The sequence below is a fragment of the Chryseobacterium defluvii genome (genome assembly GCF_003634775.1).
GTDB classification, from domain to species: domain Bacteria; phylum Bacteroidota; class Bacteroidia; order Flavobacteriales; family Weeksellaceae; genus Chryseobacterium; species Chryseobacterium defluvii.
The window spans coordinates 393,778-411,504 of the sequence record NZ_RBXB01000002.1 but is presented as its reverse complement, the minus strand read 5'-3'; the positions used below and the strand labels follow the sequence as shown (position 1 = coordinate 411,504).

The following is a 17,727-nucleotide window of genomic DNA, read 5'->3' as shown; positions in this document are numbered from 1 at the left end:
ATATTTATTTCTTCTCTTTTTCAAGTAAAGAAATATATTCCCCATATCCTTTTTTCTCCATGTCTTCTTTTGGGATAAATTTCAAAGAAGCACTGTTGATACAATAACGTAACCCTCCTTTATCCTCCGGACCGTCTGTAAATACGTGTCCCAAATGGGCGTCTCCAGTTTTACTTCTTACCTCTACCCTAGTCATTCCATGAGATCTGTCCATTTTTTCTTCAATTACTTTTTTGGTAATCGGTTTTGAAAAGCTTGGCCATCCGCAACCGGATTCAAACTTATCTGTTGAAATAAATAACGGTTCCCCTGTTGTAATATCTACATAGATCCCGTCACGGAATTCCTTATCGTATTCATTTGTAAAAGGCCTTTCTGTAGCATTATTCTGAGTGACATCATACTGAATTGGAGTCAGTTTTTCCTTCAATACTTCTTTATCCTGCTTTTGATACTTTGCTTTGGGAAGCGGGTTTGCGTTTCTGGCCATTTCGAAAAGTCCCGGCTCAATATGACAATATCCTCCCGGATTTTTATCCAGATAATCCTGATGATAATCTTCCGCTTTGTAGAAGTTTTTCAACGGGATGGTTTCCACAACTACCGGTTTGCTGTAATTGTTAGCCAATTTCTGAACCTCTCCTTTTACTATAGCTTCATCTGCCTTATCAGTATAATAAATCCCGGTTCTGTATTGGTCTCCTCTGTCGTTTCCCTGCTTATTGATACTTGTAGGATCAATCGTTTTAAAATACAAATCAATCAATAATTTCAAATCCACCTGCTCCGGATCATATTTTACTTTCACTGTTTCGGCAAAACCTGTGGTATGGCTTACCACCTGTTCATAGGTAGGATTTTCAGTGTTTCCATTGGCATATCCTACTTCTGTTCCTACTACTCCTCGAATTTGCTGAAAAAAGTGTTCCGTCCCCCAAAAACATCCGCCTGCAAAATAAATTTCTCTTACATTTTTACTGTCCATAATGGTCTCATTTTCTTTTTTAGTTTCTGCTGATTTTGATTTTAATGAATCTTTACAACTTGTTGCAAAGACTGCAATACCCAGAATGATTCCGAGCAATACCAATATATTTTTCATTTTTTTCTTTTTATCCATTATTATTTCTTTTCAAGTATCATCAATCCAAATCCTAAAAGCATCAGATCTTTCAGGATAAAAAAGTCTGTCACCGGAATTCCATCTACCATTTTCCAAACACCCGGAGTTGTCAGCAAATAACTTAGCGTGATGAGAAATGTAATGATCATCCCAATTCCTGCATACCTTCTTAGAAAAGCAAATTTCACACTAAATATCAATAGTAATGCAATGATAATTTCTATCACTCCGATAGCATTTGACACTGCCTGAATACTCATAACATTATATACGAAAGAAGTCAGGAAATGGTTTTCCACCAATGGTTTTATTGCCGCCGCTTCTGTAGGAGTGAATTTAAAAACACCAATCCATAATAAAATAAGTGCCGCTCCGAATAACGAAATATAATAACCGAGTTGAGAGGTTGAGCTTCGTTGATTGATTTCTGTAGTAGTTCCGTTCATAGATTTAAGATTTTGAATACATACTTTATTATTTTCAAAAGTATAGTCGGAACCATTTCAAAATCCTGACATTTTTTTTCTAAGAATCTAATTTTTCAAACATTTTGTTTTTAAAACCCTGAATATCAGAATCATTAATTTCATCTTCTGTTCTTTGAGATAGCTTTCTTTTCAGAATATCATCTAAAATTTCGAGTTTTTGTTGGTATGCTCTGCACCATTTGCAGATCTTTAAATGCAGGGATAGTTTCCAATTCTCTTTGGAAGAAATGGTTTCTGCATTACGTTTTTCCATCAGTAAAGTGGCCTCACTGCATGGCAAAAAAATGATATGTATTAGTTTTTTTAACATTTTTCAATCCTTTATGATTTTGCAAACCAGTTTACATCCAGACATTCTCTCAGCTGCATTCTTCCTCTTTGCAGAATCTTCCATAGATTAGTCGTGGAAATATTCAATTCCTGACTCACTTCGGGTGCTTTTTTTTCCTGAAGATAATACATTTTCAATGGAATTTTCCATCTGGAGGGCAAATCTTCAATGCAATTCTCTAAAGTTTCATTAAAATCTTTATCATCAAGAAGTTCGGTTTCCTTATTGGAAGAATCCCAATCATTGAGGACATCATCATTTTTCCACGAACCGGTTTCATCAAAAAAATGATCCAGCTGTATCTGTGGCTCAGATTTATATTTTTTACGATAAAAATCAGCCACTTTTCTGTTTAAAATACTCATTAGCCAGGTCAAAGGTTGGCTTTTCCCCTCAAATGAATCATATGATGAAAAGGCAGACAGAAAAACTTCCTGAACAACATCCTGTGCTTCATCTTTATCCGAAAGTAAATAAGCCGCTCTCTTCAGAAGAGGTCCGGAATACTGTTCCACCCAACTTTTCAGCACTTCATTTTTCATTATACTTTTCTCATTTTATAAATTTTCCTCTCACGGATTTAAGGAAATAAGCAATTTTTTTAACAATATATTTTATCCATCATTACCTGCTCAATCTGTGAGAATCAAAAATATTAAAACTAATTTAGTAATTAATCATAATATTTGTCATTGAATAGGAAACTAAACTTACTTTTTTACCACTATGATTCTTCATTCTATTCCGTTCCGTCCAGAAAGAAACACTTATTTTGAAACCAGAAATAGTATTTTCAAAATTTCTTACAAAAAATTATGCCTTCAATATTTTAAAGTACATACGAATCAGCTAAAAACCTTAAATTTGCATCTTATCAAAAAATTGTAAAAAGCAAAGCAACATATATCATGATGACATCACAAGAGATACGTCAAAAATTTTTAGATTATTTTAAAAGCAAAGACCACCTTATCGTTCCTTCAGCACCTATCGTACTGAAAGACGACCCTACTCTTATGTTTTCCAATTCCGGAATGACGCAGTTCAAGGATTTTTTCTTAGGATACAAGGAACCTACCGCTCCTAGAATTGCCGATACTCAAAAATGTCTGAGAGTTTCAGGAAAACATAACGACCTGGATGATGTAGGTAGAGATACCTATCACCACACCATGTTCGAAATGCTAGGAAACTGGTCTTTCGGTGATTATTTCAAAAAAGATGCTATTGCTTTTGCCTGGGAATTATTGACTGAAGTGTACGGAATTCCGAAAGAAAACCTTTATGTAACCATTTTTGAAGGAGATGCTTCCGAAAATCTGGAAAGAGATCAGGATGCTTATGATTATTGGAAAGCTGTAATTTCTGAGGACAGAATTATCAATGGAAATAAAAAAGATAATTTCTGGGAAATGGGGGCAAGCGGACCTTGTGGACCGTGTTCTGAAATCCATGTAGATTTAAGAAGTGATGAAGAAAAAGCTAAAGTTTCAGGGCTTGAATTAGTGAATAACGATCACCCGCAAGTGGTAGAAATCTGGAATCTGGTTTTCATGCAATATAACCGTAAAGCAGATGGAAGCTTAGAAAACCTTCCTGCAAAACATATTGACACAGGAATGGGCTTCGAGCGTCTTTGTATGGCGTTACAGGGAAAATCATCCAACTATGATACAGACGTTTTCACTCCGTTGATCTCTAAAGTTGAAGAACTTTCAGGAAAGAAATACACAGGTGTTTTAGAAGACGAAAAAGATATTGCGATCCGTGTAGTAGTAGACCACATCAGAGCGGTTTCTTTTGCGATTGCAGACGGGCAATTGCCATCCAACGGAGGAGCCGGTTATGTGATCAGAAGGATTTTAAGAAGAGGAATTTCTTATTCTTACAGATTCCTGGGCATGAAAGAACCTTTCCTTTATAAATTGGTTGCTGTTCTTAAAGACCAGATGGGTACCTTCTTCCCGGAACTGGAAAAACAAAAACAACTGGTGGCTGAAGTCATCAAAAGTGAAGAAGATTCTTTCTTAAAAACCATAGAAAACGGATTGATCAGAGTTGAAAAATTAATCCAGCAAACGATCGCTGACAATTTAAAAGTATTGCCAAGCGAGGAGGTATTTGAATTATATGATACTTATGGTTTCCCTGATGATTTAACGAGAATTATTGCTGAAGAAAAAGGATTAACGATCGACGAAAAAGGTTTTGAAGCTGAAATGGAAAAGCAAAAACAGCGTTCCAAAAAAGATTCTGCTTCTAAAGTTTACGACTGGGTAATTTTAGAAGAAAAGCCTGAAACTTTTGTAGGATACGACCAAATTGAAGCTGAAACATATATTACAAAATATAGAAAAGTAGAAAATAAAGACGGGGAATTTTATCAGGTCGTATTGAGCAACTCCCCTTTCTATCCGGAAGGAGGTGGACAAATCGGGGATAAAGGTGTCCTTGAAAATGCTGCGGAGAGCTTTGAAGTTTTAGATACTAAAAAAGAAAACGGATTGATCATTTCCCTGATCAGCGGGCTTCCAAAAGATGCGGGGGCTGTTTTCTATGCAAAAGTGAATGCTAAAGACAGAAAAAACACACAGTCTAACCACTCTGTAACGCACCTTCTACATGAAGCGTTAAGAGAGGTTTTAGGGACACACGTAGAACAGAAAGGTTCTTACGTAGGTCCGGATTACCTGCGTTTCGACTTCTCTCATTTCAACAAGATGACTGAAGAAGAACTGGCCTTGGTAGAAGAAAAAGTAAATAAAAAGATCAAAGAAAGCATTGCTTTACAGGAATTCAGAAATATTCCTATTCAGGAAGCGTTGGATAAAGGAGCAATGGCTTTATTCGGTGAAAAATATGGGGACAGTGTAAGAATGATCCAGTTTGGAAGCTCAAAAGAGCTTTGTGGAGGAACCCATGTGAAAAATACCAGTGAAATCGGTCATTTCAAAATCTCCTCAGAAAGTTCAACTGCAGCAGGAATCCGAAGAATTGAAGCGATTTCCGGGGATAAATCTGATGAGTATTTCAAAAATCTGGAAAAGCAGATCATTGAAATCTCTCAATTACTGAAATCCAGAGATGTTGTAAAATCTATTGAGAAATTAATGGATGAAAATGTTTCTTTAAAAGCAGAAGTGGATGCCTTGAAAAAAGAGAAGGCAAAAGGAGAAATCAGCGACTGGAAAAATGCTTATGAACAGAAAGGCGATAAGCAATTACTGGTAAAGAAAACTTCATTAGATGCCGGCTCGGTAAAAGATATTGTTTTCCAGTTGAAAAAAGAGATCCCGGCATCAGTTACCATTGTTCTTTCTGACGCAGATGAAAAACCGATGATCACTGTAGGAGTTTCCGATGATCTGGCTACAAATTATCAGGCCGGAGCTATTGTAAAAGATCTGGCAAAAGAAATCCAGGGTGGCGGCGGAGGAAACCCGGGGTTTGCAACTGCAGGAGGAAAAAATCTTGCAGGCTTGGAAAATGCTTATCAAAAAGCTTTACAGATATAACAAAAAAGGAAGTCAGCCGACTTCCTTTTTTTATTTTCCTTTAACTTCCACGGTATATTTCAACCTGTCCAGCTGCACTTGCAATTTTTTGATATCGCCTTCCATACTGGCAATTCTGTTATTGCTTTTTTGCAGTTCTTTATTAGCCGATTCTGTCTGTCTTAAAAGTTTTGCCGTTTTTTTGGCATCTTTCGCCGTACTGTTGGGATCAGAAGCGCTGAATTTGTCTGTTTTTCTATCAGACTGATTATTTAATCCCTCCGTCTTACTTAAAATTTTAGCGTTATTCTGCTTTTCCTTTTCCAGGCTGATCTGTTTATCCATCAGTTCTGTATAAAGCTTTAAAACATCTCGTTGTTGTGTCATGACATTCACGTCCTGTAACTGTGCTTTTGCACTGAAAGAAAGAAATAGCAGGGCAGCACAGAGTGCTCCTGTGAAATAGGATTTTTTCATCTTAATTGTGTTTTAAAAAATTTCTGCATAAATCTATTAAAAATTGTGCCAATATCAATGAAAAAACTTTCACCACAAAAATAAATATTACTACTTTTGATGTTGTTTTTCACATGAAAAGGATTTTATTGTTTATATTTTTCACAACATTTATTTTTGGTTATTCACAATCGAAAATAAAGGTCATTGACGATACCGATAAAACTCCTGTTGCCAATGCAAAAATATCCTGTAGCGGTAAATTTCTTGGCCATACTGACCATGAGGGCGTCCTGGAATTTAAATCCAAATGTAAACGTATTGAAATCCAAGCCACAAATTATCAGAAAGAAACGGTTCTGGCTGAAGATACGATGGAAGTTTCCCTCGTTAAAAATTCTTCCAGTACTACAGCTATTGAAACCGTTGTCTTAGAGGATAAAAGTGATCCCAGAGCCTTGGAAATCCTTAAAAAAGTTAATCAGCAATTCAAGGAAAACTCTCCGAAAAGCTTAGAATCCTATTCTTATAAATCTTATGAAAAAGTTTCGCTGGATATCGATGAAGACAGTATTTCACAGTTCAACCAGTTTTTTGATGAGAGCGATTTCTTCAAAAAGAAAAGAGAAAAAGATTCATTAAATAATATTTCTGCAAGAAAAATATTTTCAAAGAGCAAACTCTTCCTGTGGGAAAGAGCACAGGAATTTTTATACTCTCAAAAATACGGTGAAAAAATCAACATCCTGGATAACAGAATCTCGGGCCTGAAGCAGCCTATTTATGAAATGATTGCGCTGCAACAAAGCAACAGGGATAAACTTCCTAATCAATTAAAGCAGGAAAACAGAGGTCTTTACAGGTTTTTCCTGACGGATACCCTCGAACTGGACGGAAGACAGAATTTCGTGATCCGTTTCCGTGAAGTGAATTATAAAAAACCCGACAAAAAAAGAAAATTCAATGGCGCTATTTATGTGGACACTGAAACATACGGTATAAAAAAGATCGAGAATTTCAGTAAAAACAAGAATGACGGGATTATTACCAGCACCTGGATTTATTATAACAACAAATGGTTTCTCGCTCATGAAAAAGTGAAGCTAAGAATGGGCAGAATGGGTATGGAAGAAGATGATAAGGAACATTCTGAAAATAAAACAGAGAAAAAAGATAAAAGGAGCTTTGGAACCTATGCTTTCCTTACCTCAAAATACTTTGATTTCCAGTCACCCATTGAAGAAGAATCCAAAGATTTTAAAGGCTATACTTTTTCCGTAAAAAATGCGGATGGAAAAACACTGGACCTTTACAGAACCGATCCTCTTACCGAAAGAGAAAGAAATACCTATACCACGATTGACAGCTTGGGAAAAATCTATAATATTGATAATAAAGCCAAAATATTAACCGGCCTAATCAATGGCCAAATCAGAGTTGGAATTGTGGATTTTGCAGTAGATGAGATCGTCAACTACAACTTATACGAAGGATTCAGAGTAGGGTTAAAAGCAAAACTGAATGAAACCTTCAATCCCTATTTTTCCCCGGATTATTATTTTGCTTACGGCTTTAAAGATGATCAATGGAAATACGGCCTCGGCCTCGATATAAAGACTTCTCTTGAAAAAAATTCATTCCTCAGAATTGAATATTATAATGACGTTAATTCCTCCGGAGAATTTTACCGGAGGCTCTGGAATTTCAAAATGAGGATGATGAACTATGGAAATAACCTTAACAATGATAAATACTATCATTTCCGGGGCGCCTCCCTCTCCTACCTGAATGATGTTTCCAACGGACTTACTCTTGTTTTTGCCGCAAAAAGAAACTTTGAAGAAGCCATGTTCGATTATCAGTTCAGAGGAAGAGGTCCTGCCTTTGAAAACTTCAATACATTATTTACCCTGAAGTTTTCCCCCAACTCTACAAATATTATGACTCCGCAGGGAAAATCCATTATTGAGCAGAGATTTCCCGAGCTTTACTTCAATTACGAGCAAAGCTTTAAAGCCTTTGGCGGGGATTTTAATTATACCCGGTTTGATGCCCTCTTTGTCCATAACTTTAAGACTATGCTGGGAACCACAGGCGTAAGGCTTTACGGAGGTTTGGTACTGGGTGAAGCACCGATCTGGAAACATTTTACCATGAACGGACTGGCTTCTCCAGGCAGAGATATCAATTTCAACCTTACCTCTTATCTTGGTTTCGCGACATTGGAGGGTGGAAAATTTTATAATGACAAATTCATTGCCTATTATTTCACACACAAGCTTCCCTTATACTTTAAGAGCTTCGGAAAAAATGTTTCGAGCTTTGATTTTGTTTTGAGAGGAACCATCGGAGATATGAAATATCCTGAATACCACCAGTTCAAGTTCAGAAAATTGGATCACTTATACCAGGAAGTAGGCCTGGAATGGAATAACTTTCTATCTTCTTACTTCAACCTGGGATTATTTTATAGAGTGGGTTATTATACCACTTCCAATTTTAAGCAAAATTTTGCAGTACAGTTTAAGCTCAAATTATTAGAATTCTAAAAATAATATCCTCCCTGTAATTCCCCTCCTTTGGAGGGGTGGCAAAATTGAAAATTTTGACGGGGTGGTAAAAAAGAAAATAAAATGAAAAAAATAGAAATAAAAGCAGAACAGTTTTTTGATTTGTTAAAGCTGAAAGATGTTTCCATGTGGGAAATTTTCTCCCAGATGATTGATGGAGAAGAAAAGGAAATTATTTTTATTGATCATGAGAATAAAATTCTTTTTAATTATATTCTACCCGGCAATCAGGAAAAATTGGAAACAGACAGAAAGGAATTTTCAAAACAGTTTTCTGAAAAGCTGGCTAACATTAATTAATACACTATACTATGAAAAAAAGTTATTACCTCTCATTACTAGGCCTGTTCCTATATTGTTTCGGAAATGCACAGTCTTATAAAAAGCCTTTGGTTTCCGCTATTAAGGAATCCGACCTGAAAAAGGACATGTACGAATTGGCAGCAGACCAGTTCTGGGGCCGTGAAGCCGGAACATTGGATGAACTTAAAGTTTCCATGTGGCTGGCCGATAAAGCAAAAGAAACAGGCATGGTTCCTGCGGGAGATAATGGAACATTCTTCCAGTTCTTTGATATGTACAGGCATCAGGTAATTCCGCAAAGCACCTTAAAGATTGGGGAAAACAACCTGAAACTATGGAAAGATTTCCTGGTTGCAGAACCGGTGAATGTCAACCTGAATACAGAGGTGGTATATGCAGGAAATGCAGAACCTGAAGAGTTGTCCAAACTGAATTTAAAAGGTAAAGTTCTGGCCGTAAATGCTTCAGACAAGAACATAGCCAAAGAAATGACCCTTTTTGTAAGAAGATATCCTGGATTTGTAAGAACCAAATATTATAATAAAGCCTTTGAGCTGGGGGCAAAAGCCATCATCTTCATCACCGATGATACTTCGGAGAAAAGCTGGGTGGAAGTCGTTCCGCAAATGACAAGAGGAGCTTATGGTGTGGAAGGGCTAAGGGAAACTGTTTCCAATGCTATTCCCGTTTTATGGATTAAAAGAGAAAATGCGGGCTGGGTAAAAAATAATCCTAAAATTTCATTACACCTCATTACTGAAACCTACAAATATCCTTCCGTAAACATCATCGGAAAAATTGAGGGTACAGATCCGAAGCTTAAAAACGAATATGTTTTGATCAGTGGACACCAGGATCATGACGGGATAAGGCATCCCGTAAAAAACGATACCATCTACAACGGGGCTGATGATAATGCAAGTACCTGTGTTGCTATGCTGGCTATGGCAAGGGCATATAAAAAACAGCCGGGAAAAAGAAGTATTCTTTTTGTATTTCACGGGGCCGAAGAAAGAGGATTGCTTGGCTCGAGATGGCATGCGTCCCATCCCGTAGTCCCTAAAGAAAATATCGTAGCCGTCCTCAACGGTGATATGATCGGAAGGAACAGTCTTGATGAGGCTGCTTTATTGGGCGGAAATGCACCTCATAAAAATTCTGAGGAACTGGTAAAAATGGCGGAAGAAGCTAATAACGAAAGTACCCGGTTCAAATACCTCAAAGATTGGGATTCCCCAAACCATGCCGAATATTTTTATTTCAGGAGTGATCATTTGCCTTATGCAAAAGCTGGAATTCCAGCCCTATTCTTCACAAGCGTTTTGCACGATCAGTACCATACTCCACAAGATGAATCTGAAAACATCAATTACAAAAAACTCTATAAAATGACGGAATGGATGTACAGAACATCGTGGAAAGTTGCCAATGAAACAGAGCGTCCGAAAGTAATCCCGGATTTTACGCTTGAGAGATAAATAAACAGGCTGCACAGTTAGGCAGCCTGTTTTATTTTTTCACCTGTTGCAAAATGGTTTTTTCCATCCAAGATTACTCCTTTAAATAAGCAGGTTCATTAAAGACGGATCATTGTTCAGATAATTGACAAAGAAGTCATACTTTTTCATGTTATTGAGTAACGGTTTAAAATCTTCACTGTGTTTAAGGGCAATCCCTACAACGGCGATTCCTTTTTCTTTGGAATTCTTCTGAGTATATTCAAAAAAAGTGATATCATCATTCGGTCCCAACACATCCATGACAAAGGTTTTCAAGGCTCCCGGACGCTGTGCGAATCTAACGAGGAAATAATGTTTTAAGCCTGCATGCAGAAGAGCTTTTTCTTTGATCTCTTCCATACGGGTAATATCATTATTGCTCCCACTAATGATACAAACCACATTTTTCCCTTTGATCTCATCCTTATATTTTTCCAATGCAGCAACAGAAAGGGCTCCCGCCGGTTCCACCACAACAGCATCCTTATTATAGAGGGAGAGAATGGTTTCGCAAACCATTCCTTCATCAACTACAGCCATATCATGCAATACATTTTTGCAAAGTTCAAAATTAAGATCTCCTACTTTCTGTACGGCGGCTCCATCTACAAAACGGCTGATCTTTTCAAGAAGCACCGGCTTTCCTTTCTCCAATGCTTTTTTCATACTTGCCGCTGCAGAAGGCTCCACCCCTATGATCTTCGTTTGTGGAGACAATTCGCGGAACACCGTACAAACACCCGCAGCCAGTCCACCGCCTCCCACCGGAAGAAAAAGATAATCAATAGGCTCATCCGACTGTTCAAGGATTTCCAGCGCTGCCGTAGCCTGACCATCAATAATATCCCGATCATCAAACGGATGAATGAATATTCCCTGATGATCTTGGCAGAATTTCTCCGCGGCATCTTTAGCTTCATCGAACGTATCCCCGTAAAGGACAATATCTATATCATTACCACCGAACATTCTCACCTGCTCCAACTTCTGTCCCGGTGTGGGCAAAGGCATGAAAATAGTTCCTTTCACCTTCATAGTACTGCACGCAAAAGCGACTCCCTGGGCATGGTTTCCTGCACTGGCACAAACCACTCCTTTGGCAAGGTTTTCAGCAGCCATCACTGCCATTTTATTGTAAGCTCCCCGTATCTTGTAAGACCTCACCCGCTGCAGGTCTTCTCTTTTAAACCTTATCTTTGCTTCAAATATATCAGAGAGGTTATTATTAATGGCCAACGGGGTTCTTACTACAACATTTTTAAGCCTTTCTGCCGCTTTATAGACATTTTCCAAAACAGAGGGATATGTTTGTGCTTCCATTATTTTTATTGATTAATTGTTCTCAGGTCTGAGGCTGCGGACGGTTTTGCCGGCTCTCCACATTTCGCTTTCTCTAAGCTCAGTCAGTTCCACTTCCAGTTTTTCCCTGTAATCGGGTTTGCTGTTGCTTTCAATAGAACGCTGGGCTTCATCTCCTTTTGCAACACTTTCGTACAATTCCTCAAACAACGGTGAAGTGGCATCTCTGAAACGTTTCCACCAGTCTAATGCCCCTCTCTGTGCTGTGGTGCTACAGTTCGCATACATCCAATCCATACCGTTTTCTGCAACCAAAGGCATTAATGATTGTGTCAATTCCTCCACTGTTTCATTAAATGCTTCGGAAGGACTGTGTCCATTTTTCCTCAATACATCGTATTGGGCTGCAAATATACCTTGTACGGCCCCCATCAGGGTGCCTCTTTCTCCTGCAAGGTCACTGAATACCTCTTTTTTAAAATCTGTTTCAAATAAATACCCGCTTCCAATGGCTATTCCCAATGCTGTTACTCTTTCTCTTGCTTTTCCGGTCGCATCCTGATACACAGCAAAGCTGCTGTTCAGCCCGCGATTCTGCAGGAACATTCTTCTCAATGATGTTCCGGATCCTTTTGGTGCCACAAGAAATACATCCACTTCAGCCGGCGGAACAATTCCTGTACGTTCATTAAAGGTAATTCCAAAACCGTGAGAGAAATACAATGCTTTTCCAGGTGTAAGATGCTGCTTTACTTTAGACCAGTACTCTATCTGAGCCGCATCGCTTAAGAGATAACAGATAATTGTTCCTTTTTGCAGCGCTTCTTCTATTTCAAACAGTGTTTCTCCGGGTACAAATCCATCTGCGACTGCCTTATCCCATGATTTTGAGTTTTTCCTCTGCCCAACAATTACATTGATCCCATTGTCTTTCTGGTTTAATGCCTGACCCGGTCCCTGTACTCCATATCCGATTACGGCCACTACCTCATCTTTTAATACTTCCTGAGCTTTCTGTAACGGAAATTCTTCTCTTGTCACTACATGTTCTTCTACTCCGCCAAAATTCAATTTTGCCATTTTTTAAATTTTTTTATTGTTGTTAATTATTATTTTTTCAGGTTTCTTCTATCTTCACCCCGCATGTGCTATTGTGGTCAGATACGGAGTTTTATGATAATGAACTTCCAGTACATCCACCTGTTTTTCCATCTGTTGGGTGATCTTTCGTACAGATTCTTCCGATTCCCGGACCACAATCACAAATTTTTTCACATGTTCAATCTCAGAAGGTCCTGCATTGAAATTCACAATAGAGATCCTTCTCCTTGAAAAAATAGCATTGATTCTTCCGATCAACCCCAGATAGTCTTCTGTATAGGCAGTAATAGTGTATTCTTTGTTTTCTGATTTCATCTTTTTTGTATATTTTATTGATCTGTTTTATGATGAGTAAGGATAATCTCTGAGACACTTTTACCTTGAGGAATCATTGGAAAAACATTGTGTTCTTTTCCGGTCATTACTTCCAGAAGAAAAGCTCCTTTATGATGAAGCATCTCGCTAAGGCCGGCCTTCAATTCTCCCCTCTGTGCTATCTTTTTTCCCGGAATATTATATCCTTTGGCAACCTGCACAAAATCCGGGCTCTGAATATCTACCGATGAATATCTTTCTTCGTGAAACAGTTCCTGCCACTGTCGTACCATGCCCAGATAACAGTTATTAAGAATTAAAATTTTGATATCTGGCTGATACTGCATCAGCGTTCCCAACTCCTGGATATTCATTTGGGCGCCTCCATCCCCCATCACAGCAATGACCGGATGCTTCGTTCCTCCATAAGCTGCTCCTATTGCTGCAGGAAGGCAGAATCCCATGGTTCCCAATCCGCCACTGGTAATATTGCTTCTGGAATGCTTAAAGGTTGAATATCTACAGGCTGCCATCTGGTGCTGTCCTACGTCGGTTACAATAACAGCCTCTCCTTGGGTCATTTCGTTCAGGTGTCGGATCACTTCCCCCATGGTAATTTCCCCTTCAGCAGGATACAATTCATGGCTTATCAATTGATCATGTTCAATTTCATAGCAATTTTTAAACTTTTGTTGCCAGTCTGCATGTTGCTGTTCTTTGATCAGCTGTGTAAGAAGCGGTAAGGTTTCTTTACAGTTTCCAAGAATGGGAACCTCAACTATCACATTTTTATTGATCTCTGCTTTGTCAATATCCAAATGAATAATTCTTGCCTGTTTGGCATACTGATCCAACTTCCCGGTCACACGGTCATCAAAACGCATTCCCACCGCAATCAGAACATCACATTGATTGGTAAGAATATTGGGTCCATAGTTTCCGTGCATTCCTACCATTCCTACTGCCTGCGGATGATCTGTGGGGATAGCACTCATCCCCAAAACCGTCCATGCCACAGGAATTCCTGATTTTTCAGCAAACTGCAGAAACTCTTTTTCTGCTTTTCCCAGCATAATTCCCTGCCCGGCAATAATAAATGGTTTTTCTGCCTCATTGATCAATGCAGCTGCTTTTTCAATATATCCCATGTGGGGAACAGGATTTGGCTTGTAACTTCTCAAAGAATCACAAGGTGTGTAGCCTCTATCCGGAACTTTTTGCAGCTGGGCATTTTTCGTTATATCTATCAATACGGGCCCCGGCCGGCCTGATCTTGCGATATAGAATGCTTTGGCGAGCACTTCGGATAGTTCATTCGCATCGGCTACCTGATAATTCCATTTGGTAACAGGGCTTGTAATATTCATCACATCGATTTCCTGAAAGGCATCTGTTCCCAAAAGGTGTCCAAAAACCTGCCCCGTAATGCAGACAATAGGCGTATTATCCAGCAGTGCATCGGCTAACCCTGTCACCAGATTGGTTGCTCCGGGCCCACTGGTTGCCAGCACCACTCCCACTTCTCCGGAAACTCTGGCGAGACCTTGCGCGGCATGGACCGCTCCCTGTTCATGGCGGACCAGAATATGTTCCAGCTGATCTTTATAATCATAAAGAGCGTCATAGATTGGAATGATGGCCCCGCCGGGATACCCGAATATTGTTTTTACCCCTTCCTGAAGAAATGCTTCAAGAATGATCCGGCTGCCGCTAATTTCTGTTTCTGTGGGTATATTTAAATTTTTCATTAACATTTTTATTAAATAAGTTCGTCTGTTACACAGCCTTCGGCGGCTGATGATACGGTGAGTGCATATTTGTACAGCAGTCCTTTTTTTACTTTAAGTTCGGGTTTTTGCCATCCTTTTTTCCGCTGTTCAATTTCTTCTTTGGAAACCTTTAGCTGTATGGTGTTGTTTACGGCGTCAATTTCAATAAGGTCATTGTCTTTCACAAAAGCAATCAGACCACCTTCGTAAGCTTCGGGAGTAATATGTCCTACCACAAAGCCATGAGTCCCGCCACTGAATCTTCCGTCAGTAATTAAGGCTACACTTCCACCCAGTCCTGCTCCGATCAGAGCGCTGGTCGGCTTCAGCATTTCCGGCATTCCCGGTGCTCCTTTAGGACCTTCATGCCGGATGACAATGACGTCTCCGTGCTGAACTCTACCATTTTCAATTCCTTTGATCAGATCTTTTTCGCCGTCAAATACTCTGGCTTTCCCTGAAAATTTTTCCCCTTCTTTCCCGGTGATCTTAGCTACGCTTCCCTTTTCGGCCAGGTTGCCATATAATATTCTCAGATGACCTGTTTCTTTAATGGGGTTAGATAGAGGTCTGATGATTTTTTGTTTTGTAAAATCAAGGTTAGGAACATTTTCAAGATTTTCAGCGATGGTTTTTCCGGTAACCGTTAAACAGTCACCATGCAACAATCCTTCGTCTAATAAATATTTCATAACAGCAGGTGTTCCTCCATGCTCATGAAGGTCCTGCATAAGGTATTTTCCGCTTGGTTTAAGATCTGCCAATACCGGAGTGCAGTCACTCATTTTCTGGAAATCATCCTGAGTTATAGAAACACCAACGCTTTTCGCCATGGCTATAAAATGAAGAACAGCATTGGTGCTTCCTCCAAGAATGATGATCAGACGAAGCGCATTTTCAAAAGCCTTACGGGTCATGATATCTGATGGCTTGATGTCTTTCTCGAGTAGTATTTTAATATACTTTCCTGCTTCCAGACACTCATCTTGCTTTTCTTTACTTAGCGCAGGATTGGAAGATGAATACGGGAGGCTCATTCCTAACGCCTCTATGGCTGAGGACATGGTGTTGGCCGTGTACATTCCTCCACATGCTCCTGCTCCCGGACATGAATTTTTGATAATCCCATTGAAATCTTCTTCTGAAATTTCTCCGGTAATTTTTTTCCCTAAAGCTTCAAAGGCCGAAACGATATTAAGGGACTCATTTTTATAGCATCCGGGAGCTATCGTTCCTCCATACACCATGATGGAAGGTCTGTCCAGTCTTCCCATCGCAATGATGGTTCCCGGCATATTTTTATCACAACCCGGTAGTGCAATGATTCCGTCATAGTATTGTGCTCCGCAGATGGCTTCGATACTATCTGCAATTACATCCCGGCTTACCAGCGAATACCGCATACCGTCTGTACCGTTGCTCATCCCATCGCTTACTCCTATCGTATTGAATATCAACCCTGCAAGACCGTGATCCCAGGTTCCCTTTTTTACGACTTTTGCCAGGTCGTTAAGGTGCATATTGCAGGTATTTCCGTCGTAACCCATGCTGGCAATACCGATCTGTGCCTTGTGCATATCTTCTTCTGTAAAGCCTATCCCGTAAAGCATTGCTTTTGCAGCGGGCTGTTCGCTGTTTTGTGTGAATGTTTTTGAATATTTATTTAGCATATAATCCTGCATTTGCTGTTTTTATTTTCCAGTCTGGTGTCAAAAATTCTTTAATTCTGATTCAAAACTACAGCTTGTAATATTGTTCTCATTTCCAATTTTATGAAAATTACAATATTCAATTGTTTGAAAAACATATTTATTAATCTGATAATCAACTATTTAATTTATTAAAATTTACAACGACAAACCTCTTACCAGTTTCTGATAAGTGTGCTGTACCTTGCTGCTTACAGTATCTTTCCAGTTTTTAGTGAAAGGAACATCATCCAAAGAATCCAACGCTACAATTTCGGCTGCTGTGCCACAGAAAAAAGCGGCATCAGCTCCTTTCATTTCTTCAGGTTTAAATAGGGTTTCTTTAACAGGAATAGTAAGTTCACTGCATATTTCAAACACGGTCTGTCTTGTAATTCCCGGCAATATGCTTCCTTTTGCAGGCGTAAATAATGTTCCGTCCTTTTCATAGAATATATTGGCCCCGGAACCTTCAGCAACATTTCCGTATTCATCAAGCAACAGGGCTTCGTCATAGCCTTTGTCTTTGGCATCCTGACAGGCAAGAATAGAATTGACATAATGCCCGCCCACTTTAGCTTCTACTTTAAAAGCATTCGGATTTGGGCGTTGAAAGCGTGAGGTCATAATCTTCAAGTTATTTGCGAGATAACCGTTGCCCCATTCCCAAGCAAGCAGAGAGAGATAGGATTTTTGTCCTTTTGAAAGAGACATATTGGGAGAACAGGTTATCAATGGACGGATATAAGCATCGCTGAAACCATTTTTTTCCAAAAGCTCATACGTAAGCGCCGTTAATTCACTGACCTTATAATCAAACGGAATATGCATCAGTTCTGCCGATCTTTTCAGTCTTTCATAATGTTCTTCTGCCTTAAAAATTCTGGTTCCGCGATCGGTATTATAAGATTTTATACCTTCAAAAACAGAGTACCCATAATGCAGTGACTGTCCGTAAAGGTCTATTCCTGCTTCTTCGGCCCTGAGAAAGTTTCCGTCAAAATACACGATCGTTTTGCTGTTGTAATACATTATATAGGGGTTTAAAAATTAACAAAAGGGGAATAAAAAAGCCCTCTCATGATGTGAGAGGGCTCAAATATGTACAGTCATACTCTATCCTTCTCACCAATGTAAGGGAATAATAATGACGATAATAATTACTGTTAATAACTGATACATAATTTTTGAAATAAAAAAGCCGCTTCAATATGAAACGGCTTATATAATTTAAATTAAAATATTTTACAATGCCGCTTCCTTATTGTTGTTAATGACAACAATGCTATTA

Annotated in this window: 15 protein-coding genes; 4 read left to right on the top strand and 11 right to left on the bottom strand. The window is 38.9% G+C overall.

Annotated features, from left to right (window positions below):
* Positions 1–4: 4 nt before the first annotated feature.
* The 4 genes from msrB to BCF58_RS08700 all read right to left on the bottom strand — a co-directional run bounded on the left by msrB (position 5) and on the right by BCF58_RS08700 (position 2,484).
* Positions 5–1,102, bottom strand: coding sequence for a peptide-methionine (R)-S-oxide reductase MsrB (gene msrB, locus BCF58_RS08715; RefSeq protein ID WP_121462012.1), 1,098 nt, complete (start codon positions 1,100–1,102; stop codon positions 5–7).
* Between the two features lie 20 nt (positions 1,103–1,122).
* Positions 1,123–1,569, bottom strand: a complete 447-nt coding sequence (locus BCF58_RS08710; RefSeq protein WP_121461413.1) for a DUF417 family protein — start codon at positions 1,567–1,569, stop codon at positions 1,123–1,125.
* Positions 1,570–1,648: 79 nt separating this feature from the next.
* Positions 1,649–1,921, bottom strand: coding sequence for a hypothetical protein (locus BCF58_RS08705; protein WP_121461412.1), 273 nt, complete (start codon positions 1,919–1,921; stop codon positions 1,649–1,651).
* 11 nt (positions 1,922–1,932) lie between these two features.
* Positions 1,933–2,484, bottom strand: a complete 552-nt coding sequence (locus BCF58_RS08700; protein WP_121461411.1) for an RNA polymerase sigma factor — start codon at positions 2,482–2,484, stop codon at positions 1,933–1,935.
* Positions 2,485–2,853: 369 nt separating this feature from the next.
* Here BCF58_RS08700 and alaS point away from each other — a divergent pair, with 369 nt between their 5' ends.
* A complete protein-coding gene (gene alaS, locus BCF58_RS08695; RefSeq protein WP_121461410.1) occupies positions 2,854–5,457 on the top strand; it encodes an alanine--tRNA ligase in 2,604 nt (867 codons plus the stop codon).
* Between the two features lie 30 nt (positions 5,458–5,487).
* On the opposite strand, the gene BCF58_RS08690 is transcribed toward alaS, so the two are convergent.
* A complete protein-coding gene (locus BCF58_RS08690; RefSeq protein WP_121461409.1) occupies positions 5,488–5,913 on the bottom strand; it encodes a hypothetical protein in 426 nt (141 codons plus the stop codon).
* Positions 5,914–6,026: 113 nt separating this feature from the next.
* Here BCF58_RS08690 and BCF58_RS08685 point away from each other — a divergent pair, with 113 nt between their 5' ends.
* The 3 genes from BCF58_RS08685 to BCF58_RS08675 all read left to right on the top strand — a co-directional run bounded on the left by BCF58_RS08685 (position 6,027) and on the right by BCF58_RS08675 (position 10,243).
* Positions 6,027–8,441, top strand: coding sequence for a hypothetical protein (locus BCF58_RS08685; protein WP_121462011.1), 2,415 nt, complete (start codon positions 6,027–6,029; stop codon positions 8,439–8,441).
* Between the two features lie 84 nt (positions 8,442–8,525).
* Positions 8,526–8,762 (top strand): hypothetical protein, encoded by a 237-nt coding sequence (locus tag BCF58_RS08680; protein ID WP_121461408.1) that lies wholly within the window; start codon positions 8,526–8,528, stop codon positions 8,760–8,762.
* An 11-nt stretch (positions 8,763–8,773) separates the two neighbouring features.
* A complete protein-coding gene (locus BCF58_RS08675; protein WP_121461407.1) occupies positions 8,774–10,243 on the top strand; it encodes a M20/M25/M40 family metallo-hydrolase in 1,470 nt (489 codons plus the stop codon).
* A gap of 81 nt (positions 10,244–10,324) precedes the next feature.
* On the opposite strand, the gene ilvA is transcribed toward BCF58_RS08675, so the two are convergent.
* The 6 genes from ilvA to BCF58_RS08645 all read right to left on the bottom strand — a co-directional run bounded on the left by ilvA (position 10,325) and on the right by BCF58_RS08645 (position 17,468).
* Positions 10,325–11,584 carry a threonine ammonia-lyase IlvA gene (gene ilvA / locus BCF58_RS08670; protein ID WP_170148994.1) on the bottom strand — a complete coding sequence of 420 codons (1,260 nt, stop codon included), beginning with the start codon at positions 11,582–11,584 and terminating at the stop codon, positions 10,325–10,327.
* A 12-nt stretch (positions 11,585–11,596) separates the two neighbouring features.
* A complete protein-coding gene (ilvC, locus tag BCF58_RS08665; RefSeq protein WP_121461405.1) occupies positions 11,597–12,643 on the bottom strand; it encodes a ketol-acid reductoisomerase in 1,047 nt (348 codons plus the stop codon).
* A gap of 54 nt (positions 12,644–12,697) precedes the next feature.
* A complete protein-coding gene (locus BCF58_RS08660; protein WP_121461404.1) occupies positions 12,698–12,979 on the bottom strand; it encodes an ACT domain-containing protein in 282 nt (93 codons plus the stop codon).
* A gap of 14 nt (positions 12,980–12,993) precedes the next feature.
* Positions 12,994–14,727: a biosynthetic-type acetolactate synthase large subunit gene (gene ilvB, locus BCF58_RS08655; protein ID WP_121461403.1), complete on the bottom strand. Its 1,734-nt coding sequence runs from the start codon at positions 14,725–14,727 to the stop codon at positions 12,994–12,996.
* Positions 14,728–14,738: 11 nt separating this feature from the next.
* The gene (gene ilvD / locus BCF58_RS08650) at positions 14,739–16,418 is read right to left on the bottom strand and encodes a dihydroxy-acid dehydratase (protein WP_185144830.1); all 1,680 of its coding nucleotides are present in this window, start codon (positions 16,416–16,418) and stop codon (positions 14,739–14,741) included.
* 177 nt (positions 16,419–16,595) lie between these two features.
* The gene (locus BCF58_RS08645; RefSeq protein WP_121461401.1) at positions 16,596–17,468 is read right to left on the bottom strand and encodes a branched-chain amino acid transaminase; all 873 of its coding nucleotides are present in this window, start codon (positions 17,466–17,468) and stop codon (positions 16,596–16,598) included.
* Positions 17,469–17,727: the final 259 nt, after the last annotated feature.

What these genes read in the sequence shown, in the direction of transcription:
- msrB (WP_121462012.1), bottom strand. Translation starts at nt 1,102, where the DNA reads ATGAAAAATATATTGGTATTGCTCGGAATCATTCTGGGTATTGCAGTC.
- BCF58_RS08710 (WP_121461413.1), bottom strand. Translation starts at nt 1,569, where the DNA reads ATGAACGGAACTACTACAGAAATCAATCAACGAAGCTCAACCTCTCAA.
- BCF58_RS08705 (WP_121461412.1), bottom strand. Translation starts at nt 1,921, where the DNA reads ATGTTAAAAAAACTAATACATATCATTTTTTTGCCATGCAGTGAGGCC.
- BCF58_RS08700 (WP_121461411.1), bottom strand. Translation starts at nt 2,484, where the DNA reads ATGAAAAATGAAGTGCTGAAAAGTTGGGTGGAACAGTATTCCGGACCT.
- alaS (WP_121461410.1), top strand. Translation starts at nt 2,854, where the DNA reads ATGACATCACAAGAGATACGTCAAAAATTTTTAGATTATTTTAAAAGC.
- BCF58_RS08690 (WP_121461409.1), bottom strand. Translation starts at nt 5,913, where the DNA reads ATGAAAAAATCCTATTTCACAGGAGCACTCTGTGCTGCCCTGCTATTT.
- BCF58_RS08685 (WP_121462011.1), top strand. Translation starts at nt 6,027, where the DNA reads ATGAAAAGGATTTTATTGTTTATATTTTTCACAACATTTATTTTTGGT.
- BCF58_RS08680 (WP_121461408.1), top strand. Translation starts at nt 8,526, where the DNA reads ATGAAAAAAATAGAAATAAAAGCAGAACAGTTTTTTGATTTGTTAAAG.
- BCF58_RS08675 (WP_121461407.1), top strand. Translation starts at nt 8,774, where the DNA reads ATGAAAAAAAGTTATTACCTCTCATTACTAGGCCTGTTCCTATATTGT.
- ilvA (WP_170148994.1), bottom strand. Translation starts at nt 11,584, where the DNA reads ATGGAAGCACAAACATATCCCTCTGTTTTGGAAAATGTCTATAAAGCG.
- ilvC (WP_121461405.1), bottom strand. Translation starts at nt 12,643, where the DNA reads ATGGCAAAATTGAATTTTGGCGGAGTAGAAGAACATGTAGTGACAAGA.
- BCF58_RS08660 (WP_121461404.1), bottom strand. Translation starts at nt 12,979, where the DNA reads ATGAAATCAGAAAACAAAGAATACACTATTACTGCCTATACAGAAGAC.
- ilvB (WP_121461403.1), bottom strand. Translation starts at nt 14,727, where the DNA reads ATGAAAAATTTAAATATACCCACAGAAACAGAAATTAGCGGCAGCCGG.
- ilvD (WP_185144830.1), bottom strand. Translation starts at nt 16,418, where the DNA reads ATGCTAAATAAATATTCAAAAACATTCACACAAAACAGCGAACAGCCC.
- BCF58_RS08645 (WP_121461401.1), bottom strand. Translation starts at nt 17,468, where the DNA reads ATGTATTACAACAGCAAAACGATCGTGTATTTTGACGGAAACTTTCTC.